Origin of the sequence: Shigella sp. FC1544, from assembly GCF_001722145.1 — a bacterium.
GTDB classification, from domain to species: Bacteria; Pseudomonadota; Gammaproteobacteria; order Enterobacterales; family Enterobacteriaceae; genus Escherichia; species Escherichia coli.
The window spans coordinates 1-24,676 of record NZ_MECT01000421.1 but is presented as its reverse complement, the minus strand read 5'-3'; the positions used below and the strand labels follow the sequence as shown (position 1 = coordinate 24,676).

The following is a 24,676-nucleotide window of genomic DNA, read 5'->3' as shown; positions in this document are numbered from 1 at the left end:
GGAGCGTCTTCTGAGCCTGCTGTCGGCCTTTGAGGTCGTGGTATGGATGACGGATGGCTGGCCGCTGTATGAATCACGCCTGAAGGGAAAGCTGCACGTTATCAGCAAGCGTTACACTCAGCGCATTGAGCGACATAATCTGAATCTGAGACAACATCTGGCAAGGCTGGGACGGAAGTCACTGTCGTTCTCAAAATCGGTGGAGCTGCATGACAAGGTCATCGGGCATTATCTGAACATAAAACACTATCAGTAAGTTGGAGTCATTACCGACGCTTCCTTACCTGTTCCTCGCGCTGGCTTTCCCATTCTTTAAAGCACGTCAGGATCTCGACAGACCATTTGTGATTTTCAAAACGCGTATGTCGGCAATGATTGCGACGGTGGTTGTCGTACTGGTGGTGACATTTGCGAACGTCTTCACCATTATTCCGCCTGTGGTTGAAGCCGGAGACTGGGACAGCACATTGTGGATGATTGGCGGCCCTGTCTTCTTCTCGCTGTTAGCGATGGCGATTTACCAGAACTATTGCAGTCGCATGGCGAATAAACCTGAGTTAGCTCTCGACTGATCATATGAAATCCTGCAACTCATCGTCTCTCCGGCGATGAGTTGTCAGGAAGTAATGCGTATGGATGATACTCTCCAGGGCCGGTGATAACTGAAGATGATGTTAAGCTGCTAAATGAGCCACGTTGACATCATTTGGCAGCTTCATGCATTACAAACTTCCCGCCTGACGACCTTTGCCCGCAGACGTCAGCGTTCTCCCCGTTTGTTTACCGTTGAGGCTTTCCAGACGCATCTGGAAGGGCGGGAATGGCATATCGATACCGTGGGCATGGAAGCCAGCCAGAATCAGCTGGTGGATCTCATGGCGTAGCGGCATACGGTGACCCATCTCAGCGGCATAAATACGCAGCTCGAAAATCTGAATCCCTTGTTGCAGATCCACCAGGAAGACTTCCGGTGCCGGGTTGTCGATCACCAGCGAGCAGCGACGCGCTGCGGTGAGCAGGATTTCCGTCACTTCTTCACTGTTGGCATCAGCAGGGGCCGGAATCGTCAACACTACGCGCGTAACCGAGTCAGAGAGCGACCAGTTGATAAACTGCTCGGTAATAAACGCCTTGTTCGGCACGATTATCTCTTTACGGTCCCAGTCGCTGATGGTGGTGGCGCGGGTGTTAATTTTCGTCACGCTACCGGTGAGATCGCGAATTGTCACCGTATCGCCAATGCGAATCGGTTTTTCGAACAGGATAATCAGACCAGAGATAAAGTTGGCGAAAATTTCCTGCAAACCAAAACCGAGACCAACACCGAGCGCGGCGACCAGCCACTGCAATTTCGACCACTCAATACCAATCATCGAGAAGCCGACCAGCCCGCCAATCAGCATCAGCAGATATTTGGTGATGGTGGTGATGGCGTAGCCTGTACCCGGCGTTAAATCCAGGTGCTGCAAAATCGCCAGTTCCAGCAGCGCGGGCAGGTTGCGCACCAGCTGCGTGGTGATGATAAACACCAGAATGGCAATCAGCACCGCACCGAGGGTAATTGGCTCCAGACTTTCTACGCCTTGTACCGTGGAGGTGACATCCCACAGCGAAATATTTTCGAGGAAGCCGAAAGCGGAATGGATTTCTGACCACAGCACAATGACAGAAAGCAGGGCGATCAACATCAAAATTGAGCGCACCAGCCGCAAGGATTGCGCACTGATGGCATCGAGATCGACTTCGCTTTCATCGACTTCAATTGCTCCTTCCGGGCTACTGTGATGATGCGCTTCCTCTTCGCCACGCGCACGTTGCGCTAACATCTCTGCCCGGCGATGCTTCGCCCGGTCAAACGCCAGCCTGCGGCGCTGGATCAGCATCCAGCGGCGGATAACGTGATAAACCACCAGTAGCAGGAACCAGATGGCAACCGAGGTTTCAAGCCTCGCTAACAGCGCCTGTGCCGTTGCCAGATAACCCACAGCCGACGCCAGAATGGCAACCAACGGCGCGCCAATCATCATGTTCCACAGCATATGGTTGGTAATGTTGTCGCCGCTGCCCTCTTTGTTGAGATACAGTGGGATCCCGGCCTTTTTCAGGCTGAGGGTGACCACCGCCAGCGCACCGCAAATGAGGATAAAGCAAAGCCGTCCCAGCGAACCGGAGAATTCACGGTCGTCGAGGTTATCGAACATCATCAGCGCCATAATCAGCGGCACAATAAGCCCGATGCTCATCAGGTAGTAGCGCATCCCACGGGAAACACGTTCGCGCGGCCAGCCAAAATGAGCGATAAACAAGCCGTTCGGGCGGGCAAAGGTGGCGCAAATCATCACTACCCACAGCAGCGGCACGGTAGCCGTTACACCATCGCCAATCGCGACCGCCAGCGGATAAGGCCACGCCTCGCGCAAGCCGTAACCCAGCGTCATCCACAGCACCGGTAACGGTGACGCGACGAGAATCGACCAGAAAAGAGTGCGCAACGTCAGCCAGAAGTGATCCTGAGTCACTTTGCCAACTTTCGCCGCCGAACGTTCAAGAAAACGGGTGAAATAGCGGCGCGAGTAAATACTGCAACCGACCAGAATCAACGCGCCAAACAGCGGCAAAATTGTCTCTTTGCTGGTCAGCATCATCACACTGGCTTTGCCCAACTGACTGAAGGTGTCCAGCGAAATGAGACGACGCAGATCCTGGGCGATTTCCAGCGGCCAGGCGATGGTCATCGGGCGCACGTCAGAGGTCCAGAACAGATAGCGGTGCGTTGCTTCGTTCACCTCTTTCAGCGCATCCTCCAGTTGCCCGTTGGAGACTTTCAGCTTGGTCAGTTCCAATAGTAGCGTGTCGCCACCCTGCAACAATGAGTTCAGCAACTCACGCTGAGTGCGCAGTTGTGCTTCCAGAATACGGTTTTGCTCGGCGGTCAGCGGCTGACCGTCGGCCTGATGGATTTGCCGTAGCAGCGGCTGTTTATTAAGCAGATCCTCATAACGTAACCGTTGCACACGCAACTGCGCCATTTCGGTATCAAGCTGTTGTGGTTTTGGCATTTCTGGCAGCCGTGCCACCTGCGCCCGCAGCGCTTCGCCGAGCAGATTGGACGATCCCAGCCATTGCGACTGTTCACGCAGCGTATTCAACGCCTGCCGGACCTGTAACGTCTGGCTGGCAGCCTGACGCTGTTGCGAGGCAACGAGATCCATCCGCTGCGCCTGTTGATTCAAAGCCGCCGATAGTTCGCGGTTAATTTTGAATTGCGCGACGATATCTTTCGGCAAATCGGCGCTGTTTTCTGCCAGCAATTCGGTACTTTCCAGCGCCCGCTCCGCCTCAAGCTGACGTTGGCTGTTTAATTGATTACGCAAGGCCTGCAAATACGCATCCAGTTGCTGGCTCTCTTTTTCCGCCAGCTCTGAGCGTAAGCGCGCTAATTCCTGGCGGTTATTGGCAGACAGCTGCGCCAGCTCCAGTTCATCAACGAGCGCCTTAAGACGTGCAGAGTCAGACTGCAACGCGAAATTTTGTGCCTGATTGAGCGGAGTATTGCCGGTAAGCGTTCCCAGGCGGCGCTCGATCTCATTTAACTGACGGCGGGCGTCGGTTTGCTGTTGCGGCAGTTGATTCAGCGAATCGGCAATCTCGCGGGTGCGCTCCTGCTCTTGCTGGGCCTGACGGCTTTTATCCAGCAACTGGCTGCTGACCTGGAGAATTTCCTGATTCAGCGCGTCGGTAGACATTCCCGGCGACACGCTGCGCGGCTCGTCACGCATGTTGTTTAATTGTGCGCGCAGAGTAGCGGAGAGTTTCGGATAATTATCGATAACTTGCTGATATTGTTTGATGCGCTCAAGGGAACCTTTTCGTTCCTCAAGCGCATTTAAGGCAGACTGGAGCGCCTCTACGACTTCCGGCTGTGCGGGTTTCGCCGCTTTTGCCTGCTCCAGTTCCTGAGTGATTTGTTTGCTATCGGGGGCCGTCGCGGCGTACGCCCCCCAACTGAGGCACCAGGCCATCAGAAAAGTGATAATCAGGCGCACGTCAGCGTTTCCTTTGATGGATTAGACCTGGTCTTTTTTATCGTCAACCAATGGGCTGGCGTCGTGTTCTGCTTCGATCTCTTCAGCAGGAAGTGGGGCGGGTTCAGCGTCTGGCGTAACAAAGGTTTCGGTAGATACTGCCAGCGGCTGGCCAATTTTCGTGACAGACAGGCTTTCCAGTTGCTCAACCAGATTCACTTTACCCGGTGCAAACAGGTTGATAACGGTGGAACCGAGTTTAAAGCGACCCATTTCCTGGCCTTTCAGCAGTGCCACAGAACCGTCGTTTTCCCCGGCAGGCCAGGTCCAGCGCTTGATGATACCTTCGCGCGGCGGCGTAATGGTGCCCGCCCAGACCGTCTCAATGCTGCCAACAATCGTCGCTCCGACCAGAATCTGCGCCATTGGGCCAAATTCGGTATCGAAAAGGCAAATCACGCGTTCGTTACGGGCAAACAGATTCGGCACGTTCTGAGCGGTGAGATGGTTAACGGAGAAGAGATCGCCCGGCACGTAGATTATCTCACGCAGAATACCGTTGCACGGCATGTGTACGCGATGGTAGTCACGCGGGGAGAGGTAAGTGGTCACAAACGTACCGTTGCGGAACAGGTCCGCCATCAGATAGTTGCCTGCCAGCAGGGCTTCGAGGCTGTAGTTGTGGCCTTTGGCTTGCAGGATTTTATCTTCTTCGATTTTACCCAACTGGCTGATAACGCCATCGGCAGGCATGACCAGTACATTCGGATCGGTATCGATTGGGCGTACTTCGTCACGCAGCGGACGGACAAAGAATTCGTTAAAGGTGCGGTAGCTGGCGGTGTCCGGCTTTTGCGCCTCTTTCATGTCGACCTTGTAGTATTTAACGAACAGATCGATAACCAGTTTTGTCAGCCATCCTGCCCGCTTGCTTGCGCCCCAACCCGCCAGGCGAGTAAGCCATAGTTTCGGCAGAATGTACTGTAGCGAAAGTTTAAATGAATTTAACAAGGTAGCCTCCAGGCCATTGTTTTGTCGTTCCTGATCCGGCCAACATGCCGGATCCTGAAAAAAAGGGGACGATTCTAACGACGGTTAGCTTAATTGTCAGTCATCCGTATCAGAAAAGTTTTTACGCGTTTTTACCTGCGCCATGCTTTCCAGAATACGGTGATAGTTTTCGAAACGGGTTTCCGCGATTTTCCCTTCCTCAACCGCTTCCCGGATAGCGCAGCCCGGATCGGTATCGTGTTTGCAATCGCGATATTTACACAGACCTAAATAGTCATGGAATTCGACAAAGCCCTGAGTGATTTGTTCCGGCTCCAGGTGCCAGAGGCCGAACTCACGCACACCAGGGGAATCAATCACATCACCGCCGTGCGGGAAGTGATACAGCCGAGCGGCGGTCGTGGTGTGCTGACCGAGCCCCGAGTTGTCAGAGACATCGTTGGTCAGGATCTCTTTTTGCAGCCCCAGCAACGCATTCAGCAGGCTGGATTTGCCGACGCCAGACTGCCCGGCAAAAATGCTGATGCGCCCGGTCAACGCCTCTTCCAGCGGTTTTAGCCCATCCTGAGTATGGCTGGAAACCATCAATACGCGATAACCGATATTGCGGTAGATATCCATCTGCTCGTTGACGAACGCCATGCCTTCGTCGTCCAGCAGGTCTATCTTGTTGAGCACAATAATCGGCTCAATCTGCAAGGTTTCGCAGGCCACCAGGTAACGGTCGATAATATTGAGTGACAGCTCCGGCAAAATGGCGGAGACAATGACAATCTGGTCGATGTTGGCGGCAATAGGTTTTACGCCGTCGTAGAAATCCGGACGCGTCAACACCGAGGTACGCTCATGCACCGCTTCCACGATCCCTTTGACATTTACGCCTTCCGCCGCCGGTTTACCCGGACGCCAGACTACACGGTCGCCGGTCACCAGCGAACGGATGGTACGGCGAATATTGCAGCGGTGAACGTCGCCATCGGCGGATTCCACATCAGCGTGCATACCAAAGCGGCTGATGACGATACCTTCATCAGGCTCGCCAAACAGATTGTCGTCGTAGTCGGGCTTCTCCTTAGACGTTTTAAGACGACGCTGGTGATTGGCGTTCACGCGGCGCTGCTGGCCTTTGGAGAGTTTATTTTTACTCAATCGTACAGACTCCTGGTCGCCCCTGATGGGCAAAACATCTATGATACACGCAATTGTGGATCAATATAGTCACTGTGAATGGGTGGAAAATAGCATGAGTGCCAATGAAAACAACCTGATTTGGATCGATCTTGAGATGACTGGTCTGGATCCCGAGCGCGATCGCATTATTGAGATTGCCACGCTGGTGACCGATGCCAACCTGAATATTCTGGCAGAAGGGCCGACCATTGCAGTACATCAGTCCGATGAACAGCTGGCGCTGATGGATGACTGGAACGTGCGCACCCATACCGCCAGCGGGCTGGTAGAGCGCGTGAAAGCGAGCACGATGGGCGATCGGGAAGCTGAACTGGCAACGCTCGAATTCTTAAAACAGTGGGTGCCTGCGGGAAAATCGCCGATTTGCGGTAACAGCATCGGACAGGACCGTCGTTTCCTGTTTAAATACATGCCGGAGCTGGAAGCCTACTTCCACTACCGTTATCTCGATGTCAGCACCCTGAAAGAGCTGGCGCGCCGCTGGAAGCCGGAAATTCTGGATGGTTTTACCAAGCAGGGGACGCATCAGGCGATGGATGATATCCGTGAATCGGTGGCGGAGCTGGCTTACTACCGCGAGCATTTTATCAAGCTGTAAAATTTTTCCTGGTCACGTAAGCGCCGGAATCCACTTGCGGCGGCGTGATTTTGACGCTAAATTGAACGTCTTGCTGATAATTTCAGCACTTGAGATAAAAACGCAAAAAAAACTTTTTTGGGGGGTTGCAGAGGGAAAGATTTCTCGTATAATGCGCCTCCCGTAACGACGCAGAAATGCGAAAATTACGAAAGCAAAATTAAGTAGTACGCGGGAATAGCTCAGTTGGTAGAGCACGACCTTGCCAAGGTCGGGGTCGCGAGTTCGAGTCTCGTTTCCCGCTCCAAATTCTTCTCTCAATAAAATATCCACAGCGATGCGTTATTGCTGGTTTTCGTTGTCTCTGACAAACTCTTGTAAACAGAGTTATCCACAGCCTCAGGCTGTAATCTTAATTTCAAAGAAACTTCGCACGGTGAATAGTATTTTTTTAACCTATTGATAGATAAGTTAAAAATTAAGATTCCGTTTTGTCGAGTCGATCACTTGACGATTTTATTCGTCTTGAATTGCAATGCGTTTTTATTTTTATTCACAAGCTGTGGATGAATCAGGCGTCACGCGGTAACCCTTTTTCAATCACCCGAACCAGACGCTGTTTTTTCGGCAATTGCACTTCGACTATGCACGCATTTCGTCTCTCTATTTGCTGCGCAATCGCCCACGCTATGTGCTCATCGAGAAGTGGGTGCTCACCTTTACGACTTTCCAGCGCTGTCAAAATCGTTTCATCCCAAGGGGCATTGCCTAATGCTACGGCGATATTACGCAGCCAACGCAGGTGACCAATACGACGAATCGCCGATCCTTCCGTGACTTTTAAAAACTTCTCTTCGCTCCAGGCGAATAACTCAATGAGTTCCGGTGCGTGTAGCGGCTTACGCGGGCTGAAATCCTCTTCTGTGGTGAGTTGTGAATAGCGATTCCACGGGCAGATAAGCTGGCAGTCATCGCAACCGTAAATACGGTTTCCCATTAACGGTCGCAACTCTTCCGGGATCACCCCTTCAAGTTCGATGGTGAGATAAGAGATACAGCGGCGAGCATCGACGGTATATGGCTCGACGATGGCACCGGTCGGGCAAATCGTCATACAGGCCACGCATTTACCGCATCCTTCCTCGACTGGTTGATCCACGGGCAGCGGAATATCGACCAGCAATTCTCCTAAAAAGAAGAACGAACCGGCCTCGCGATTGAGGATAAGTGAGTGCTTACCTGTCCAGCCGAGCCCAGCTTTTTCAGCTAACGGGCGCTCGAGAATAGGCGCAGAATCGACAAACGGTCTAAAATTCAGCGAAACACAATGTTGCTGAATCATCTCGCCCAGCTTTTTGAGTCGGTTGCGCAGAAGTTTGTGATAGTCACGGCCCAGCGCATAACGGCTAACATAGCCGAGTTTGGGGTTTTTCAGCGTGCTGGCAAATGCGGCGTTAGCAGGAAGGTAATTCATCCGCACGCTGATCACGCGCAGCGTACCGGGCAATAACTCATGAGGGCGAGCGCGCAGCATACCGTGACGTGCCATCCAGTCCATTTCGCCGTGGTATTGTTTGTCCAGCCATGCTTGCAGTTTGGGCTCGGACTCGCTGAGATCGGTATCGGTAATACCTACCTGCTGAAAGCCCAGTTCCAGCCCCCACTGTTTAATTTTTTGCGCTAACTGATTGAGATCGAGGGGCTCTGACATGACGGACCATACAATGAAGAAAAACCCCGTAAGTATACCACACACCGTCTGGTACGCCGACGATATCCGCCGCGGAGAACGCGAGGCGGCAGATGTGCTGGGGCTCACACTCTATGAGCTGATGCTTCGCGCTGGCGAGGCCGCATTCCAGGTGTGTCGTTCGGCGTATCCTGACGCCCGCCACTGGCTGGTGCTGTGCGGTCATGGTAATAACGGCGGCGATGGCTACGTGGTCGCGCGACTGGCCAAAGCGGTCGGCATTGAGGTCACGTTGTTTGCCCAGGAGAGCGACAAACCGTTGCCGGAAGAGGCCGCGCTGGCACGCGAAGCATGGTTAAACGCGGGTGGCGAGATCCATGCTTCGAATATTGTCTGGCCCGAATCGGTAGATCTGATTGTTGATGTGCTGCTCGGTACCGGTTTGCGGCAAGCGCCCCGCGAATCCATTAGCCAGTTAATCGACCACGCTAATTCCCATCCTGCGCCGATTGTGGCGGTTGATATCCCTTCCGGCCTGCTGGCTGAAACTGGCGCTACGCCAGGCGCGGTGATCAACGCCGATCACACCATCACTTTTATTGCGCTGAAACCAGGCTTGCTCACTGGAAAAGCGCGGGATGTTACCGGACAACTGCATTTTGACTCACTGGGGCTGGATAGTTGGCTGGCAGGTCAGGAGACGAAAATTCAGCGGTTTTCAGCAGAACAACTTTCTCACTGGCTAAAACCGCGTCGCCCGACTTCGCATAAAGGCGATCACGGGCGGCTGGTAATTATCGGTGGCGATCACGGCACGGCGGGGGCTATTCGTATGACGGGGGAAGCGGCGCTGCGTGCTGGTGCTGGTTTAGTCCGAGTACTGACCCGCAGTGAAAACATTGCGCCGCTGCTGACTGCACGACCGGAATTGATGGTGCATGAACTGACGATGGACTCTCTTACCGAAAGCCTGGAATGGGCCGATGTGGTGGTGATTGGTCCCGGTCTGGGCCAGCAAGAGTGGGGGAAAAAAGCACTGCAAAAAGTTGAGAATTTTCGCAAACCGATGTTGTGGGATGCCGATGCATTGAACCTGCTGGCAATCAATCCCGATAAGCGTCACAATCGCGTGATCACGCCGCATCCTGGCGAGGCCGCACGGTTGTTAGGCTGTTCCGTCGCTGAAATTGAAAGTGACCGCTTACATTGCGCCAAACGTCTGGTACAACGTTATGGCGGCGTAGCGGTGCTGAAAGGTGCCGGAACCGTGGTCGCCGCCCATCCTGACGCTTTAGGCATTATTGATGCCGGAAATGCAGGCATGGCGAGCGGCGGCATGGGCGATGTGCTCTCTGGTATTATTGGCGCATTGCTTGGGCAAAAACTGTCGCCGTATGATGCCGCCTGTGCGGGCTGTGTCGCGCACGGTGCGGCAGCTGACGTACTGGCGGCGCGTTTTGGAACGCGCGGGATGCTGGCAACCGATCTCTTTTCCACGCTACAGCGTATTGTTAACCCGGAAGTGACTGATAAAAACCATGATGAATCGAGTAATTCCGCTCCCTGATGAGCAGGCAACATTAGACCTGGGCGAGCGGGTAGCGAAAGCCTGCGATGGCGCAACCGTAATCTATCTGTATGGCGATTTAGGCGCAGGTAAGACCACCTTTAGCCGGGGCTTTTTACAAGCTCTGGGTCATCAGGGTAATGTCAAAAGCCCCACTTATACGCTGGTCGAACCCTATACGCTCGACAATTTAATGGTTTATCACTTTGATTTGTACCGCCTTGCCGATCCCGAGGAGCTGGAGTTTATGGGGATCCGCGATTATTTTGCCAACGATGCCATCTGCCTGGTGGAGTGGCCACAACAAGGTACAGGTGTTCTTCCTGACCCGGATGTCGAAATACACATTGATTATCAGGCACAAGGCCGTGAGGCGCGCGTGAGTGCGGTTTCCTCTGCGGGTGAATTGTTGCTGGCGCGTTTAGCCGGTTAACCTTTGAAAGGTGGCGGGATGATGTATCGCATCAGAAATTGGTTGGTAGCGACGCTGCTGCTGCTGTGCACGCCGGTGGGTGCCGCGACGCTCTCTGATATTCAGGTTTCTAACGGTAATCAACAGGCGCGGATAACGTTGAGTTTTATTGGCGATCCTGATTATGCGTTTAGCCATCAAAGCAAACGCACCGTGGCGCTCGATATCAAACAAACGGGCGTGATTCAGGGACTGCCGTTGTTGTTCAGCGGCAATAATCTGGTGAAGGCGATTCGCTCTGGAACGCCTAAAGATGCACAAACGCTACGGCTGGTGGTCGATCTTACCGAAAATGGTAAAACCGAAGCGGTGAAGCGGCAGAATGGCAGCAATTACACTGTCGTCTTTACGATTAACGCCGATGTGCCGCCACCGCCTCCTCCGCCGCCCGTGGTTGCGAAACGCGTTGAAACGCCTGCGGTTGTCGCACCGCGCGTCAGCGAACCGGCGCGCAATCCGTTTAAAACGGAAAGTAACCGCACTACGGGTGTTATCAGCAGTAATACGGTAACGCGTCCGGCAGCGCGCGCGACGGCTAACACTGGCGATAAAATTATCATCGCTATTGATGCCGGACACGGCGGTCAGGACCCTGGCGCTATCGGCCCCGGTGGTACGCGGGAGAAAAATGTCACCATCGCCATCGCGCGTAAATTGCGTACTTTGCTCAATGACGATCCGATGTTTAAAGGCGTTTTAACCCGTGACGGGGATTACTTTATTTCGGTGATGGGGCGCAGCGATGTGGCACGTAAGCAAAACGCTAATTTCCTCGTGTCGATTCACGCTGATGCCGCACCGAACCGCAGTGCGACTGGCGCTTCCGTATGGGTGCTCTCTAACCGTCGCGCCAACAGCGAAATGGCCAGCTGGCTGGAGCAGCACGAGAAACATTCGGAGCTGCTGGGTGGGGCGGGCGATGTGCTGGCGAACAGTCAGTCTGATCCCTATTTAAGCCAGGCGGTGCTGGATTTACAGTTCGGTCATTCCCAGCGGGTAGGGTATGATGTAGCGACCAGTATGATCAGTCAGTTGCAACGCATTGGCGAAATACATAAACGCCGACCAGAACACGCGAGTCTCGGCGTTCTGCGTTCGCCGGATATCCCGTCAGTACTGGTCGAAACCGGTTTTATCAGCAACAACAGCGAAGAACGTTTGCTGGCGAGCGACGATTACCAACAACAGCTGGCAGAAGCCATTTACAAAGGCCTGCGCAATTATTTCCTTGCGCATCCGATGCAATCTGCGCCGCAGGGTGCAACGGCACAAACGGCCAGTACGGTGACGACGCCAGATCGCACGCTGCCAAACTAAGGACGATTGATGCCAATTCAGGTCTTACCGCCACAACTGGCGAACCAGATTGCCGCAGGTGAGGTGGTCGAGCGACCTGCGTCGGTAGTCAAAGAACTGGTGGAAAACAGCCTCGATGCAGGTGCGACGCGTATCGATATTGATATCGAACGCGGTGGGGCGAAACTTATCCGCATTCGTGATAACGGCTGCGGTATCAAAAAAGATGAGCTGGCGCTGGCGCTGGCTCGTCATGCCACCAGTAAAATCGCCTCTCTGGACGATCTCGAAGCCATTATCAGCCTGGGCTTTCGCGGTGAGGCGCTGGCGAGTATCAGTTCGGTTTCCCGCCTGACGCTCACTTCACGCACCGCAGAACAGCAGGAAGCCTGGCAGGCCTATGCCGAAGGGCGCGATATGAACGTGACGGTAAAACCGGCGGCGCATCCTGTGGGGACGACGCTGGAGGTGCTGGATCTGTTCTACAACACCCCGGCGCGGCGCAAATTCCTGCGCACCGAGAAAACCGAATTTAACCACATTGATGAGATCATCCGCCGCATTGCGCTGGCGCGTTTCGACGTCACGATCAACCTGTCGCATAACGGTAAAATTGTGCGTCAGTACCGCGCAGTGCCGGAAGGCGGGCAAAAAGAACGGCGCTTAGGCGCGATTTGCGGCACCGCTTTTCTTGAACAAGCGCTGGCGATTGAATGGCAACACGGCGATCTCACGCTACGCGGCTGGGTGGCCGATCCAAATCACACCACGTCCGCACTGGCAGAAATTCAGTATTGCTACGTGAACGGTCGCATGATGCGCGATCGCCTGATCAATCACGCGATCCGCCAGGCCTGCGAAGACAAACTGGGGGCCGATCAGCAACCGGCATTTGTGCTGTATCTGGAGATCGATCCGCATCAGGTGGACGTCAACGTGCACCCCGCCAAACACGAAGTGCGTTTCCATCAGTCGCGTCTGGTGCATGATTTTATCTATCAGGGCGTGCTGAGCGTGCTACAACAGCAACTGGAAACGCCGCTACCGCTGGACGATGAACCCCAACCTGCACCGCGTTCCATTCCGGAAAACCGCGTGGCGGCGGGGCGCAATCACTTTGCAGAACCGGCAGCTCGTGAGCCGGTAGCTCCGCGCTACACTCCTGCGCCAGCATCAGGCAGTCGTCCGGCTGCCCCTTGGCCGAATGCGCAGCCAGGCTACCAGAAACAGCAAGGTGAAGTGTATCGCCAGCTTTTGCAAACGCCCGCGCCGATGCAAAAATTAAAAGCGCCGGAACCGCAGGAACCTGCACTTGCGGCGAACAGTCAGAGTTTTGGTCGGGTACTGACTATCGTCCATTCCGACTGTGCGTTGCTGGAGCGCGACGGCAACATTTCACTTTTAGCCTTGCCAGTGGCAGAACGTTGGCTGCGTCAGGTACAACTGACGCCGGGTGAAGCGCCAGTTTGCGCTCAGCCGCTGCTTATTCCGTTGCGGCTAAAAGTTTCTGGCGAAGAAAAATCGGCATTAGAAAAAGCGCAGTCTGCCCTGGCGGAATTGGGTATTGATTTCCAGTCAGATGCACAGCATGTGACCATCAGGGCCGTGCCTTTACCCTTACGCCAACAAAATTTACAAATCTTGATTCCTGAACTGATAGGCTACCTGGCGAAGCAGTCCGTATTCGAACCTGGCAATATTGCGCAGTGGATTGCACGAAATCTGATGAGCGAACATGCGCAGTGGTCAATGGCACAGGCCATAACCCTGCTGGCGGACGTGGAACGGTTATGTCCGCAACTTGTGAAAACGCCGCCGGGTGGTCTGTTACAATCTGTTGATTTACATCCGGCGATAAAAGCCCTGAAAGATGAGTGATATCAGTAAGGCGAGCCTGCCTAAGGCGATTTTTTTGATGGGGCCGACGGCCTCCGGTAAAACGGCGTTAGCCATTGAGCTGCGTAAAATTTTACCAGTAGAGTTGATAAGCGTTGATTCTGCCCTTATTTACAAAGGGATGGATATCGGGACGGCGAAGCCGAACGCTGAAGAGTTACTCGCCGCGCCGCACCGATTGCTGGATATTCGCGATCCGTCGCAGGCTTACTCGGCTGCTGATTTTCGCCGCGATGCGCTGGCGGAAATGGCCGATATCACCGCGGCGGGGCGGATCCCACTGTTAGTGGGCGGTACGATGTTGTATTTCAAGGCATTGCTGGAAGGGTTGTCGCCGCTACCGTCGGCAGACCCGGAAGTGCGGGCCAGAATTGAGCAACAGGCGGCAGAGCAAGGTTGGGAGTCATTGCATCGTCAACTTCAGGAGGTAGATCCGGTTGCGGCAGCAAGGATTCATCCAAATGATCCACAAAGGCTTTCCCGGGCACTGGAAGTTTTTTTCATTTCGGGTAAAACTTTAACGGAACTGACGCAAACGTCAGGAGACGCTCTACCGTATCAGGTGCATCAGTTCGCCATCGCCCCGGCGAGCCGTGAACTGCTCCATCAACGCATTGAGCAGCGTTTTCATCAGATGTTGGCTTCAGGTTTTGAAGCAGAAGTCCGGGCGCTTTTTGCCCGAGGAGATTTGCATACGGACTTGCCTTCCATTCGTTGCGTGGGTTATCGCCAGATGTGGTCTTACCTTGAAGGCGAAATCTCATACGATGAAATGGTTTATCGAGGTGTTTGCGCCACGAGACAGTTGGCGAAGCGGCAGATAACCTGGCTGCGTGGTTGGGAAGGGGTTCACTGGCTTGACAGTGAAAAACCAGAACAGGCGCGTGACGAAGTATTACAGGTTGTTGGTGCTATCGCAGGCTGAATGTGTACAATTGAGACGTATCGTGCGCAATTTTTTCAGAATCGAAAGGTTCAAAGTACAAATAAGCATATAAGGAAAAGAGAGAATGGCTAAGGGGCAATCTTTACAAGATCCGTTCCTGAACGCACTGCGTCGGGAACGTGTTCCAGTTTCTATTTATTTGGTGAATGGTATTAAGCTGCAAGGGCAAATCGAGTCTTTTGATCAGTTCGTGATCCTGTTGAAAAACACGGTCAGCCAGATGGTTTACAAGCACGCGATTTCTACTGTTGTCCCGTCTCGTCCGGTTTCTCATCACAGTAACAACGCCGGTGGCGGTACCAGCAGTAACTACCATCATGGTAGCAGCGCGCAGAATACTTCCGCGCAACAGGACAGCGAAGAAACCGAATAAGGTTTCGGGCTGTTTTTTTTACACGGGGAGCCAGCGATCCTGCGTTCCCCGCTGATCTATTTAGAGGGTTATACGCTTGTTTGACCGTTATGATGCTGGTGAGCAGGCGGTACTGGTACACATCTATTTTACGAAAGACAAAGATATGGAAGACCTCCAGGAGTTTGAATCTCTGGTTTCTTCCGCCGGTGTCGAAGCATTGCAGGTGATTACCGGTAGCCGTAAAGCGCCGCACCCAAAGTATTTTGTAGGTGAAGGTAAAGCAGTTGAAATTGCGGAAGCTGTCAAAGCGACGGGTGCTTCGGTCGTTCTTTTTGACCATGCCCTGAGCCCGGCGCAAGAGCGTAACCTGGAGCGTTTGTGCGAGTGTCGTGTCATCGACCGCACCGGCCTTATTTTAGATATTTTCGCCCAACGTGCGCGTACCCATGAGGGTAAGTTGCAGGTTGAGCTGGCGCAGCTGCGCCATCTGGCTACGCGCCTGGTGCGTGGCTGGACCCACCTTGAAAGACAGAAAGGCGGGATAGGTTTGCGTGGTCCGGGTGAAACCCAGCTCGAAACCGACCGTCGTTTGTTGCGTAATCGCATCGTGCAGATACAGTCGCGCCTGGAAAGAGTTGAAAAGCAGCGTGAGCAGGGGCGGCAATCGCGTATCAAAGCCGACGTTCCTACTGTTTCGCTGGTGGGATATACCAACGCCGGTAAATCTACCCTTTTCAATCGCATCACCGAAGCGCGGGTCTACGCGGCAGACCAGTTGTTTGCCACCCTCGACCCGACGTTGCGGCGTATTGACGTCGCGGATGTCGGTGAAACCGTACTTGCAGATACCGTAGGGTTTATTCGCCATCTGCCGCACGATCTGGTGGCGGCATTTAAAGCCACGTTACAAGAGACGCGGCAAGCCACATTACTGCTGCACGTCATTGATGCGGCGGATGTGCGTGTACAAGAAAACATCGAAGCGGTGAATACGGTTCTTGAGGAGATCGACGCTCACGAGATCCCAACCCTGCTGGTGATGAACAAGATCGATATGCTGGAAGATTTCGAACCGCGTATTGATCGGGACGAAGAGAACAAACCGATCCGTGTCTGGCTTTCCGCACAGACCGGAGCGGGGATACCACAGCTTTTTCAGGCTTTGACGGAGCGGCTTTCCGGCGAGGTGGCGCAGCATACATTGCGTCTGCCACCGCAGGAAGGGCGTCTGAGAAGTCGTTTTTATCAGCTTCAGGCAATAGAAAAAGAGTGGATGGAGGAGGACGGCAGCGTAAGTCTGCAAGTTCGTATGCCGATCGTTGACTGGCGTCGCCTCTGTAAACAAGAACCGGCGTTGATCGATTACCTGATCTAACGGCGTAGCGTCTGAAGCGTGGAGTCATATCCTCTGGCGTCGAAAGACAACAGGGATCACCGCATAACAAATATGGAGCACAAACATGGCGTGGAATCAGCCCGGTAATAACGGACAAGACCGCGACCCGTGGGGAAGCAGCAAACCTGGCGGCAACTCTGAGGGAAATGGAAACAAAGGCGGTCGCGATCAAGGGCCACCTGATTTAGATGATATCTTCCGCAAACTGAGCAAAAAGCTCGGTGGTCTGGGCGGCGGTAAAGGCACCGGATCTGGCGGTGGCAGTTCATCGCAAGGCCCGCGCCCGCAGCTTGGCGGTCGTGTCGTTACCATCGCAGCGGCAGCGATTGTCATTATCTGGGCGGCCAGTGGTTTCTATACCATTAAAGAAGCCGAACGCGGCGTGGTAACACGCTTTGGTAAATTCAGCCATCTGGTTGAGCCGGGTCTGAACTGGAAACCGACGTTTATCGACGAAGTCAAACCGGTAAACGTGGAAGCCGTGCGTGAACTGGCCGCTTCCGGTGTGATGCTGACGTCGGACGAGAACGTAGTGCGCGTTGAGATGAACGTGCAGTACCGCGTTACCAATCCGGAAAAATATCTGTATAGCGTGACCAGCCCGGATGACAGCCTGCGTCAGGCTACCGACAGCGCCCTGCGCGGGGTTATCGGTAAATACACCATGGACCGCATTCTGACGGAAGGTCGTACCGTGATTCGTAGCGATACCCAGCGCGAACTGGAAGAGACGATTCGTCCGTATGACATGGGCATCACTCTGCTGGACGTCAACTTCCAGGCTGCTCGTCCGCCGGAAGAAGTAAAAGCGGCGTTTGACGATGCGATTGCCGCGCGTGAAAACGAACAGCAATACATTCGTGAAGCAGAAGCGTATACCAACGAAGTTCAGCCGCGTGCGAACGGTCAGGCGCAACGTATCCTCGAAGAGGCGCGTGCGTACAAGGCCCAGACCATCCTGGAAGCTCAGGGTGAAGTGGCGCGCTTTGCTAAACTTCTGCCGGAATATAAAGCCGCGCCGGAAATTACTCGCGAGCGTCTGTATATCGAGACGATGGAAAAAGTGTTGGGTAACACCCGCAAAGTGCTGGTTAACGATAAAGGTGGCAACCTGATGGTTCTGCCGTTAGACCAGATGCTGAAAGGTGGTAACGCCCCTGCGGCGAAGAGCGATAACGGTGCCAGCAATCTGCTGCGTTTGCCGCCAGCCTCTTCCTCCACAACCAGTGGAGCAAGCAACACGTCGTCCACCAGTCAGGGCGATATTATGGACCAACGCCGCGCCAACGCGCAGCGTAACGACTACCAGCGTCAGGGGGAATAACGATGCGTAAGTCAGTTATCGCGATTATCATCATCGTGCTGGTAGTGCTTTACATGTCTGTCTTTGTCGTCAAAGAAGGTGAGCGCGGTATTACGCTGCGTTTTGGTAAGGTACTGCGTGACGATGACAACAAACCTCTGGTTTATGAGCCGGGTCTGCATTTCAAGATACCGTTCATTGAAACGGTGAAAATGCTCGACGCACGTATTCAGACCATGGACAACCAGGCCGACCGCTTTGTGACCAAAGAGAAGAAAGACCTGATCGTCGACTCTTACATCAAATGGCGCATCAGCGATTTCAGCCGTTACTACCTGGCAACGGGTGGTGGCGACATTTCGCAAGCGGAAGTGCTGTTGAAACGTAAGTTCTCTGACCGTCTGCGTTCTGAAATTGGTCGCCTGGACGTGAAAGATATCGTCACTGATTCCCGTGGTCGTCTGACCCTCGAAGTACGTGACGCGCTGAACTCCGGTTCTGCGGGTACAGAAGATGAAGTTACTACCCCGGCAGCAGATAACGCCATTGCCGAAGCGGCAGAGCGCGTAACGGCTGAGACGAAGGGCAAAGTTCCGGTCATCAACCCGAACAGTATGGCGGCGCTGGGTATTGAAGTTGTCGATGTGCGTATCAAGCAGATCAACCTGCCGACCGAAGTGTCTGAAGCGATCTACAACCGTATGCGCGCCGAGCGTGAAGCGGTAGCGCGTCGTCACCGTTCACAAGGTCAGGAAGAAGCGGAAAAACTGCGCGCGACTGCCGACTATGAAGTGACCAGAACGCTGGCAGAAGCTGAGCGTCAGGGCCGCATCATGCGTGGTGAAGGCGATGCCGAAGCAGCCAAACTGTTTGCTGATGCATTCAGTAAAGATCCGGACTTCTACGCATTCATCCGTAGCCTGCGTGCTTATGAGAACAGCTTCTCTGGCAATCAGGACGTGATGGTCATGAGCCCGGATAGCGATTTCTTCCGCTACATGAAGACGCCGACTTCCGCAACGCGTTAATATAACGACTGCGGTACAGGTCAATAAAGCCACCGCATCCTCAGGGATGTCGGTGGTTTTCTTTTTCTATAAGGATAATGAATGAATTCGACAATCTGGCTGGCGCTTGCCCTGGTTTTGGTACTGGAAGGTTTAGGGCCGATGCTTTACCCGAAGGCATGGAAGAAGATGATCTCTGCGATGACCAATTTGCCCGATAATATTTTACGTCGTTTTGGCGGTGGACTTGTGGTTGCGGGCGTTGTGGTCTACTACATGTTGAGGAAAACGATTGGCTGAACAAAAAACAGACTGATCGAGGTCATTTTTGAGTGCAAAAAGTGCTGTAACTCTGAAAAAGCGATGGTAGAATCCATTTTTAAGCAAACGGTGATTTTGAAAAATGGGTAACAACGTCGTCGTACTGGGCACCCAATGGGGTGACGAAGGTAAAGGTAAGATCGTCGATCTTCTGACTGAACGGGCTAAATATGTTGTACGCTACCAGGGCGGTCACAACGCAGGCCATACTCTCGTAATCAACGGTGAAAAAACCGTTCTCCATCTTATTCCATCAGGTATTCTCCGCGAGAATGTAACCAGCATCATCGGTAACGGTGTTGTGCTGTCTCCGGCCGCGCTGATGAAAGAGATGAAAGAACTGGAAGACCGTGGCATCCCCGTTCGTGAGCGTCTGCTGCTGTCTGAAGCATGTCCGCTGATCCTTGATTATCACGTTGCGCTGGATAACGCGCGTGAGAAAGCGCGTGGCGCGAAAGCGATCGGCACCACCGGTCGTGGTATCGGGCCTGCTTATGAAGATAAAGTGGCACGTCGCGGTCTGCGTGTTGGCGACCTTTTCGACAAAGAAACCTTCGCTGAAAAACTGAAAGAAGTGATGGAATATCACAACTTCCAGTTGGTTAACTACTACAAAGCTGAAGCGGTTGATTACCAGAAAGTTCTGGATGATACGATGGCTGTTGCCGACATCCTGACTTCTATGGTGGTTGACGTTTCTGACCTGCTCGACCAGGCGCGTCAGCGTGGCGATTTCGTCATGTTTGAAGGTGCGCAGGGTACGCTGCTGGATATCGACCACGGTACTTATCCGTACGTAACTTCTTCCAACACCACTGCTGGTGGCGTGGCGACCGGTTCCGGCCTGGGCCCGCGTTATGTTGATTACGTTCTGGGTATCCTCAAAGCTTACTCCACTCGTGTGGGTGCAGGTCCTTTCCCGACCGAACTGTTTGATGAAACTGGCGAGTTCCTCTGCAAGCAGGGTAACGAATTCGGCGCAACGACGGGTCGTCGTCGTCGTACCGGCTGGCTGGACACCGTTGCCGTTCGTCGTGCGGTACAGCTGAACTCCCTGTCTGGCTTCTGCCTGACTAAACTGGACGTTCTGGATGGCCTGAAAGAGGTTAAACTCTGCGTGGCTTACCGTATGCCGGATGGTCGCGAAGTGACTACCACTCCGCTGGCAGCTGACGACTGGAAAGGTGTAGAGCCGATTTACGAAACCATGCCGGGCTGGTCTGAATCCACTTTCGGCGTGAAAGATCGTAGCGGGCTGCCGCAGGCGGCGCTGAACTACATCAAGCGTATTGAAGAGCTGACCGGTGTGCCGATCGATATCATCTCTACCGGTCCGGATCGTACTGAAACTATGATTCTGCGCGACCCGTTCGACGCGTAATTCTGGTACGCCTGGCAGATATTTTGCCTGCCGGGCTAACAGTGTGATACATTGCTGTGTCGGTTAAGCCATTACGCTATCCGACACAGTGTTAAATCCTCGCTTTTTTCCTTCCCCGAACTGAAATAAATTAGCGACACAGCTTGTGGCTGGTTTATCATCAATATAAATGTATTTTTTCCCGATTTCCCTTTTGAGGTTGATGTGCAGTTAACGAGTTTCACTGATTACGGATTACGTGCGCTGATCTACATGGCGTCATTGCCAGAAGGGCGGATGACCAGTATTTCTGAAGTGACTGACGTCTACGGCGTCTCCCGTAATCATATGGTCAAAATAATCAATCAACTTAGTCGTGCCGGCTACGTGACTGCTGTTCGTGGAAAAAATGGCGGCATTCGCCTGGGTAAACCGGCGAGTGCGATACGTATTGGTGATGTGGTGCGCGAGTTGGAGCCCTTATCGCTGGTGAGTTGCAGCAGTGAGTTTTGCCACATTACACCTGCCTGTCGGTTGAAACAGGCGCTTTCTAAGGCCGTGCAAAGTTTTCTTACGGAACTGGATAACTACACGCTTGCCGATTTGGTTGAAGAGAATCAACCGCTTTATAAATTATTGCTGGTGGAGTGACGAAAATCTTCATCAGAGATGACAACGGAGGAACCGAGATGTCACAAGATCCTTTCCAGGAACGCGAAGCTGAAAAATACGCGAATCCCATCCCTAGTCGGGAATTTATCCTCGAACATTTAACCAAACGTGAAAAACCGGCCAGCCGTGATGAGCTGGCGGTAGAACTGCACATTGAAGGCGAAGAGCAGCTTGAAGGCCTGCGTCGCCGCCTGCGCGCGATGGAGCGCGATGGTCAACTGGTCTTCACTCGTCGTCAGTGCTATGCGCTGCCGGAACGCCTCGACCTGGTGAAAGGTACCGTTATTGGCCACCGTGATGGCTACGGCTTTCTGCGGGTTGAAGGGCGTAAAGATGATTTGTATCTCTCCAGCGAGCAGATGAAAACCTGCATTCATGGCGATCAGGTGCTGGCTCAGCCGCTGGGTGCTGACCGTAAAGGTCGTCGTGAAGCGCGTATTGTCCGCGTACTGGTGCCAAAAACCAGCCAGATTGTTGGTCGCTACTTTACCGAAGCGGGCGTCGGCTTTGTGGTTCCTGACGATAGCCGTCTGAGCTTCGATATCTTAATCCCGCCCGATCAGATCATGGGCGCGCGGATGGGCTTTGTGGTGGTTGTTGAACTGACCCAACGCCCGACTCGCCGTACCAAAGCGGTGGGTAAAATCGTCGAAGTGCTGGGCGACAATATGGGCACCGGCATGGCGGTTGATATCGCTTTGCGTACCCATGAAATTCCGTACATCTGGCCGCAGGCTGTTGAGCAACAGGTTGCCGGGCTGAAAGAAGAAGTGCCGGAAGAAGCAAAAGCGGGCCGTGTCGATTTGCGTGATTTACCGCTGGTCACCATTGATGGCGAAGACGCCCGTGACTTTGACGATGCGGTTTACTGCGAGAAAAAACGCGGCGGCGGCTGGCGTTTATGGGTCGCGATTGCCGACGTCAGCTACTATGTGCGTCCGCCAACGCCGCTGGATAGAGAAGCGCGTAATCGTGGTACGTCGGTGTACTTCCCTTCGCAGGTTATCCCGATGCTGCCGGAAGTGCTCTCTAACGGTCTGTGCTCGCTCAATCCGCAGGTAGACCGCCTGTGTATGGTGTGCGAGATGACGGTTTCGTCGAAAGGCCGCCTGACGGGCTACAAATTCTACGAAGCGGTGATGAGCTCTCACGCGCGTCTGACCTACACCAAAGTCTGGCATATTCTGCAGGGCGATCAGGATCTGCGCGAGCAGTACGCTCCGCTGGTTAAGCATCTCGAAGAGTTGCATAACCTCTATAAAGTGCTGGATAAAGCCCGTGAAGAACGTGGCGGGATCTCATTTGAGAGCGAAGAAGCGAAGTTTATTTTCAACGCTGAATGCCGTATTGAGCGTATCGAACAGACTCAGCGTAACGACGCACACAAGTTAATTGAAGAGTGCATGATTCTGGCGAATATCTCGGCGGCGCGTTTCGTTGAGAAAGCCAAAGAACCAGCATTGTTCCGTATTCACGACAAGCCGAGCACCGAAGCGATTACCTCTTTCCGTTCAGTACTGGCGGAGCTGGGGCTGGAACTGCCGGGCGGTAACAAGCCGGAACCGCGTGACTACGCGGAGCTGCTGGAGTCGGTTGCCGATCGTCCTGATGCAGAAATGCTGCAAACCATGCTGCTGCGCTCGATGAAACAGGCGATTTACGATCCAGAAAACCGTGGTCACTTTGGCCTGGCATTGCAGTCCTATGCGCACTTTACTTCGCCGATTCGTCGTTATCCAGACCTGACGCTGCACCGCGCCATTAAATATCTGCTGGCGAAAGAGCAGGGGCATCAGGGCAACACCACTGAAACCGGCGGCTACCATTATTCGATGGAAGAAATGCTGCAACTGGGTCAGCACTGTTCGATGGCGGAACGTCGTGCCGACGAAGCAACGCGCGATGTGGCTGACTGGCTGAAGTGTGACTTCATGCTCGACCAGGTAGGTAACGTCTTTAAAGGCGTAATTTCCAGCGTCACTGGCTTTGGATTCTTTGTCCGTCTGGACGACTTATTCATTGATGGTCTGGTCCATGTCTCTTCGCTGGACAATGACTACTATCGCTTTGACCAGGTAGGGCAACGGCTGATGGGTGAATCCAGCGGCCAGACTTATCGTCTGGGCGATCGTGTGGAAGTTCGCGTCGAAGCGGTTAATATGGACGAGCGCAAAATCGACTTTAGCCTGATCTCCAGCGAACGCGCACCGCGCAACGTCGGTAAAACGGCGCGCGAGAAAGCGAAAAAAGGCGATGCAGGTAAAAAAGGCGGCAAGCGTCGTCTGGTCGGTAAAAAGGTAAACTTTGAGCCAGACAGCGCCTTCCGCGGTGAGAAAAAAACGAAGCCGAAAGCAGCGAAGAAAGACGCGAGAAAAGCGAAAAAGCCATCGGCGAAAACGCAGAAAATAGCTGCAGCGACCAAAGCGAAGCGTGCGGCGAAGAAAAAAGTGGCAGAGTGATCATTACCCTCTTCAAACAGAAGAGGGTTAGATTGCTGACAAAATGCGCTTTGTTCATGCCGGATGCGGCGTGAACGCCTTATCCGGCCTACATAATCACGCAAATTCAATATATTGCAGAGATCATGTAGGCCGGATAAACGTAGTGCATCAGGCAAAACGTAAACAACGAGTACATTAATGAGCGAAATGATTTACGGCATCCACGCAGTGCAGGCCCTGCTGGAGCGCGCCCCTGAACGTTTTCAGGAAGTCTTTATTTTAAAAGGCCGTGAAGATAAACGTCTGTTACCGCTGATTCACGCCCTCGAAGCCCAGGGCGTGGTTATCCAGCTGGCAAACCGCCAATATCTCGACGAGAAAAGCGACGGTGCCGTGCATCAGGGCATTATCGCCCGCGTGAAGCCAGGACGTCAGTACCAGGAAAATGATTTGCCGGATCTGATCGCTTCGCTCGATCAGCCGTTCCTGCTGATCCTCGACGGTGTAACCGATCCGCATAACCTCGGCGCGTGCCTGCGTAGCGCAGATGCCGCTGGTGTTCATGCGGTGATTGTGCCGAAAGATCGCTCCGCCCAGCTCAACGCCACGGCGAAAAAAGTGGCCTGTGGCGCGGCAGAAAGCGTTCCGCTGATTCGGGTGACTAACCTGGTGCGTACCATGCGTATGTTGCAGGAAGAGAATATCTGGATCGTCGGTACGGCAGGTGAGGCGGATCATACACTCTATCAGAGCAAAATGACCGGACGCCTGGCGCTGGTGATGGGCGCGGAAGGTGAAGGTATGCGTCGCCTGACCCGTGAACATTGCGATGAGTTGATCAGCATCCCAATGGCAGGAAGTGTTTCTTCTCTGAACGTTTCGGTTGCAACCGGAATTTGCTTATTTGAAGCGGTGCGTCAGCGCAGCTAGTTCCTCTGAATTATGAAAAGCCATCCAGATTTGGATGGTTTTTTTTTGTCTATAGCTGGTAAGATAATTACGTACTGCAAATATTCATTTTATTAATATTTAAACTAAATCTATATGGAATGTAAGCGTACAGCCTGAACCGTCTGGTCAGAATCTGACGAATTAGACAAAGTGGTGTCCACCAAATAAGTAGTGGGAACCAAAGTGTCAGATATGCAGA

21 protein-coding genes, 1 tRNA gene and 1 pseudogene are annotated in these 24,676 nt (G+C 53.4%); 19 read left to right on the top strand and 4 right to left on the bottom strand.

What is annotated here, in order from left to right; all coding sequences use genetic code 11:
* Both BGK49_RS17540 and BGK49_RS17535 read left to right on the top strand, forming a co-directional pair.
* The coding region (locus BGK49_RS17540) for an IS1 family transposase (protein ID WP_000363925.1) at window positions 1-256 on the top strand (256 nt) is incomplete at its 5' end.
* A 16-nt stretch (window positions 257-272) separates the two neighbouring features.
* Window positions 273-572 (top strand): annotated as a pseudogene (locus BGK49_RS17535) (glutamate/gamma-aminobutyrate family transporter YjeM); the annotation flags it as partial.
* 150 nt (window positions 573-722) lie between these two features.
* Here BGK49_RS17535 and mscM read toward each other — a convergent pair.
* The 3 genes from mscM to rsgA all read right to left on the bottom strand — a co-directional run bounded on the left by mscM (window position 723) and on the right by rsgA (window position 6,185).
* A complete protein-coding gene (gene mscM, locus BGK49_RS17530) occupies window positions 723-4,046 on the bottom strand; it encodes a miniconductance mechanosensitive channel MscM (protein ID WP_001236856.1) in 3,324 nt (1,107 codons plus the stop codon).
* A 21-nt stretch (window positions 4,047-4,067) separates the two neighbouring features.
* On the bottom strand, window positions 4,068-5,036 hold the full coding sequence (gene asd / locus BGK49_RS17525) for an archaetidylserine decarboxylase (protein ID WP_000934908.1): 969 nt from the start codon (window positions 5,034-5,036) through the stop codon (window positions 4,068-4,070).
* Window positions 5,037-5,132: 96 nt separating this feature from the next.
* Window positions 5,133-6,185, bottom strand: coding sequence for a small ribosomal subunit biogenesis GTPase RsgA (gene rsgA / locus BGK49_RS17520; RefSeq protein WP_000041970.1), 1,053 nt, complete (start codon window positions 6,183-6,185; stop codon window positions 5,133-5,135).
* A gap of 94 nt (window positions 6,186-6,279) precedes the next feature.
* On the opposite strand from rsgA, the gene orn reads away from it, so the two are divergent.
* The 3 genes from orn (at window position 6,280) to BGK49_RS29670 (ending at window position 7,393) form a co-directional block, all read left to right on the top strand.
* On the top strand, window positions 6,280-6,825 hold the full coding sequence (orn, locus tag BGK49_RS17515) for an oligoribonuclease (protein WP_001295188.1): 546 nt from the start codon (window positions 6,280-6,282) through the stop codon (window positions 6,823-6,825).
* Window positions 6,826-7,035: 210 nt separating this feature from the next.
* Window positions 7,036-7,111, top strand: a tRNA-Gly gene (locus BGK49_RS17510).
* A gap of 228 nt (window positions 7,112-7,339) precedes the next feature.
* Window positions 7,340-7,393 (top strand): hypothetical protein, encoded by a 54-nt coding sequence (locus tag BGK49_RS29670; protein ID WP_010723271.1) that lies wholly within the window; start codon window positions 7,340-7,342, stop codon window positions 7,391-7,393.
* Here BGK49_RS29670 and queG read toward each other — a convergent pair.
* Complete coding sequence (queG, locus tag BGK49_RS17505) at window positions 7,376-8,515, bottom strand: tRNA epoxyqueuosine(34) reductase QueG (protein ID WP_005045663.1); 1,140 nt, start codon at window positions 8,513-8,515, stop codon at window positions 7,376-7,378. The genes BGK49_RS29670 and queG overlap by 18 nt on opposite strands.
* Between queG and nnr the strand changes: the two genes are divergently transcribed.
* The 14 genes from nnr to rlmB all read left to right on the top strand — a co-directional run bounded on the left by nnr (window position 8,514) and on the right by rlmB (window position 24,456).
* On the top strand, window positions 8,514-10,061 hold the full coding sequence (nnr, locus tag BGK49_RS17500; RefSeq protein ID WP_073816951.1) for a bifunctional ADP-dependent NAD(P)H-hydrate dehydratase/NAD(P)H-hydrate epimerase: 1,548 nt from the start codon (window positions 8,514-8,516) through the stop codon (window positions 10,059-10,061). The genes queG and nnr overlap by 2 nt on opposite strands.
* Window positions 10,033-10,494, top strand: coding sequence for a tRNA (adenosine(37)-N6)-threonylcarbamoyltransferase complex ATPase subunit type 1 TsaE (gene tsaE, locus BGK49_RS17495; RefSeq protein ID WP_000981977.1), 462 nt, complete (start codon window positions 10,033-10,035; stop codon window positions 10,492-10,494). The genes nnr and tsaE overlap by 29 nt, the downstream gene beginning before the upstream one ends.
* Before the next feature lie 18 nt (window positions 10,495-10,512).
* A complete protein-coding gene (gene amiB, locus BGK49_RS17490; RefSeq protein ID WP_000990330.1) occupies window positions 10,513-11,850 on the top strand; it encodes an N-acetylmuramoyl-L-alanine amidase AmiB in 1,338 nt (445 codons plus the stop codon).
* A gap of 9 nt (window positions 11,851-11,859) precedes the next feature.
* Complete coding sequence (mutL, locus tag BGK49_RS17485) at window positions 11,860-13,707, top strand: DNA mismatch repair endonuclease MutL (protein ID WP_001122515.1); 1,848 nt, start codon at window positions 11,860-11,862, stop codon at window positions 13,705-13,707.
* Window positions 13,700-14,650 carry a tRNA (adenosine(37)-N6)-dimethylallyltransferase MiaA gene (gene miaA / locus BGK49_RS17480; protein WP_001280345.1) on the top strand — a complete coding sequence of 317 codons (951 nt, stop codon included), beginning with the start codon at window positions 13,700-13,702 and terminating at the stop codon, window positions 14,648-14,650. The genes mutL and miaA overlap by 8 nt, the downstream gene beginning before the upstream one ends.
* 85 nt (window positions 14,651-14,735) lie before the next feature.
* On the top strand, window positions 14,736-15,044 hold the full coding sequence (hfq, locus tag BGK49_RS17475; RefSeq protein WP_001051883.1) for an RNA chaperone Hfq: 309 nt from the start codon (window positions 14,736-14,738) through the stop codon (window positions 15,042-15,044).
* 76 nt (window positions 15,045-15,120) lie between these two features.
* A complete protein-coding gene (gene hflX, locus BGK49_RS17470) occupies window positions 15,121-16,401 on the top strand; it encodes a ribosome rescue GTPase HflX (protein ID WP_000460348.1) in 1,281 nt (426 codons plus the stop codon).
* Window positions 16,402-16,486: 85 nt separating this feature from the next.
* The gene (gene hflK / locus BGK49_RS17465) at window positions 16,487-17,746 is read left to right on the top strand and encodes an FtsH protease activity modulator HflK (protein WP_000312488.1); all 1,260 of its coding nucleotides are present in this window, start codon (window positions 16,487-16,489) and stop codon (window positions 17,744-17,746) included.
* Window positions 17,747-17,748: 2 nt separating this feature from the next.
* A complete protein-coding gene (gene hflC, locus BGK49_RS17460; protein ID WP_001232412.1) occupies window positions 17,749-18,753 on the top strand; it encodes a protease modulator HflC in 1,005 nt (334 codons plus the stop codon).
* Between the two features lie 81 nt (window positions 18,754-18,834).
* Window positions 18,835-19,032: a DUF2065 domain-containing protein gene (locus BGK49_RS17455; RefSeq protein WP_001089295.1), complete on the top strand. Its 198-nt coding sequence runs from the start codon at window positions 18,835-18,837 to the stop codon at window positions 19,030-19,032.
* Between the two features lie 103 nt (window positions 19,033-19,135).
* On the top strand, window positions 19,136-20,434 hold the full coding sequence (gene purA / locus BGK49_RS17450) for an adenylosuccinate synthase (RefSeq protein ID WP_000527955.1): 1,299 nt from the start codon (window positions 19,136-19,138) through the stop codon (window positions 20,432-20,434).
* A 204-nt stretch (window positions 20,435-20,638) separates the two neighbouring features.
* A complete protein-coding gene (gene nsrR / locus BGK49_RS17445) occupies window positions 20,639-21,064 on the top strand; it encodes a nitric oxide-sensing transcriptional repressor NsrR (RefSeq protein ID WP_001177640.1) in 426 nt (141 codons plus the stop codon).
* A 38-nt stretch (window positions 21,065-21,102) separates the two neighbouring features.
* A complete protein-coding gene (rnr, locus tag BGK49_RS17440; protein ID WP_000076296.1) occupies window positions 21,103-23,544 on the top strand; it encodes a ribonuclease R in 2,442 nt (813 codons plus the stop codon).
* A gap of 180 nt (window positions 23,545-23,724) precedes the next feature.
* A complete protein-coding gene (rlmB, locus tag BGK49_RS17435; RefSeq protein WP_001293267.1) occupies window positions 23,725-24,456 on the top strand; it encodes a 23S rRNA (guanosine(2251)-2'-O)-methyltransferase RlmB in 732 nt (243 codons plus the stop codon).
* The last annotated feature ends 220 nt before the right edge of the window (window positions 24,457-24,676 follow it).

Excerpts from the sequence above, each read along its gene's own strand:
- amiB (WP_000990330.1), top strand. The coding sequence starts at position 10,513 with ATGATGTATCGCATCAGAAATTGGTTGGTAGCGACGCTGCTGCTGCTG.
- rnr (WP_000076296.1), top strand. The coding sequence starts at position 21,103 with ATGTCACAAGATCCTTTCCAGGAACGCGAAGCTGAAAAATACGCGAAT.
- hflK (WP_000312488.1), top strand. The coding sequence starts at position 16,487 with ATGGCGTGGAATCAGCCCGGTAATAACGGACAAGACCGCGACCCGTGG.
- rlmB (WP_001293267.1), top strand. The coding sequence starts at position 23,725 with ATGAGCGAAATGATTTACGGCATCCACGCAGTGCAGGCCCTGCTGGAG.
- tsaE (WP_000981977.1), top strand. The coding sequence starts at position 10,033 with ATGATGAATCGAGTAATTCCGCTCCCTGATGAGCAGGCAACATTAGAC.
- BGK49_RS17455 (WP_001089295.1), top strand. The coding sequence starts at position 18,835 with ATGAATTCGACAATCTGGCTGGCGCTTGCCCTGGTTTTGGTACTGGAA.
- hflC (WP_001232412.1), top strand. The coding sequence starts at position 17,749 with ATGCGTAAGTCAGTTATCGCGATTATCATCATCGTGCTGGTAGTGCTT.
- miaA (WP_001280345.1), top strand. The coding sequence starts at position 13,700 with ATGAGTGATATCAGTAAGGCGAGCCTGCCTAAGGCGATTTTTTTGATG.
- nnr (WP_073816951.1), top strand. The coding sequence starts at position 8,514 with ATGACGGACCATACAATGAAGAAAAACCCCGTAAGTATACCACACACC.
- orn (WP_001295188.1), top strand. The coding sequence starts at position 6,280 with ATGAGTGCCAATGAAAACAACCTGATTTGGATCGATCTTGAGATGACT.
- hfq (WP_001051883.1), top strand. The coding sequence starts at position 14,736 with ATGGCTAAGGGGCAATCTTTACAAGATCCGTTCCTGAACGCACTGCGT.
- queG (WP_005045663.1), bottom strand. The coding sequence starts at position 8,515 with ATGTCAGAGCCCCTCGATCTCAATCAGTTAGCGCAAAAAATTAAACAG.
- mutL (WP_001122515.1), top strand. The coding sequence starts at position 11,860 with ATGCCAATTCAGGTCTTACCGCCACAACTGGCGAACCAGATTGCCGCA.
- purA (WP_000527955.1), top strand. The coding sequence starts at position 19,136 with ATGGGTAACAACGTCGTCGTACTGGGCACCCAATGGGGTGACGAAGGT.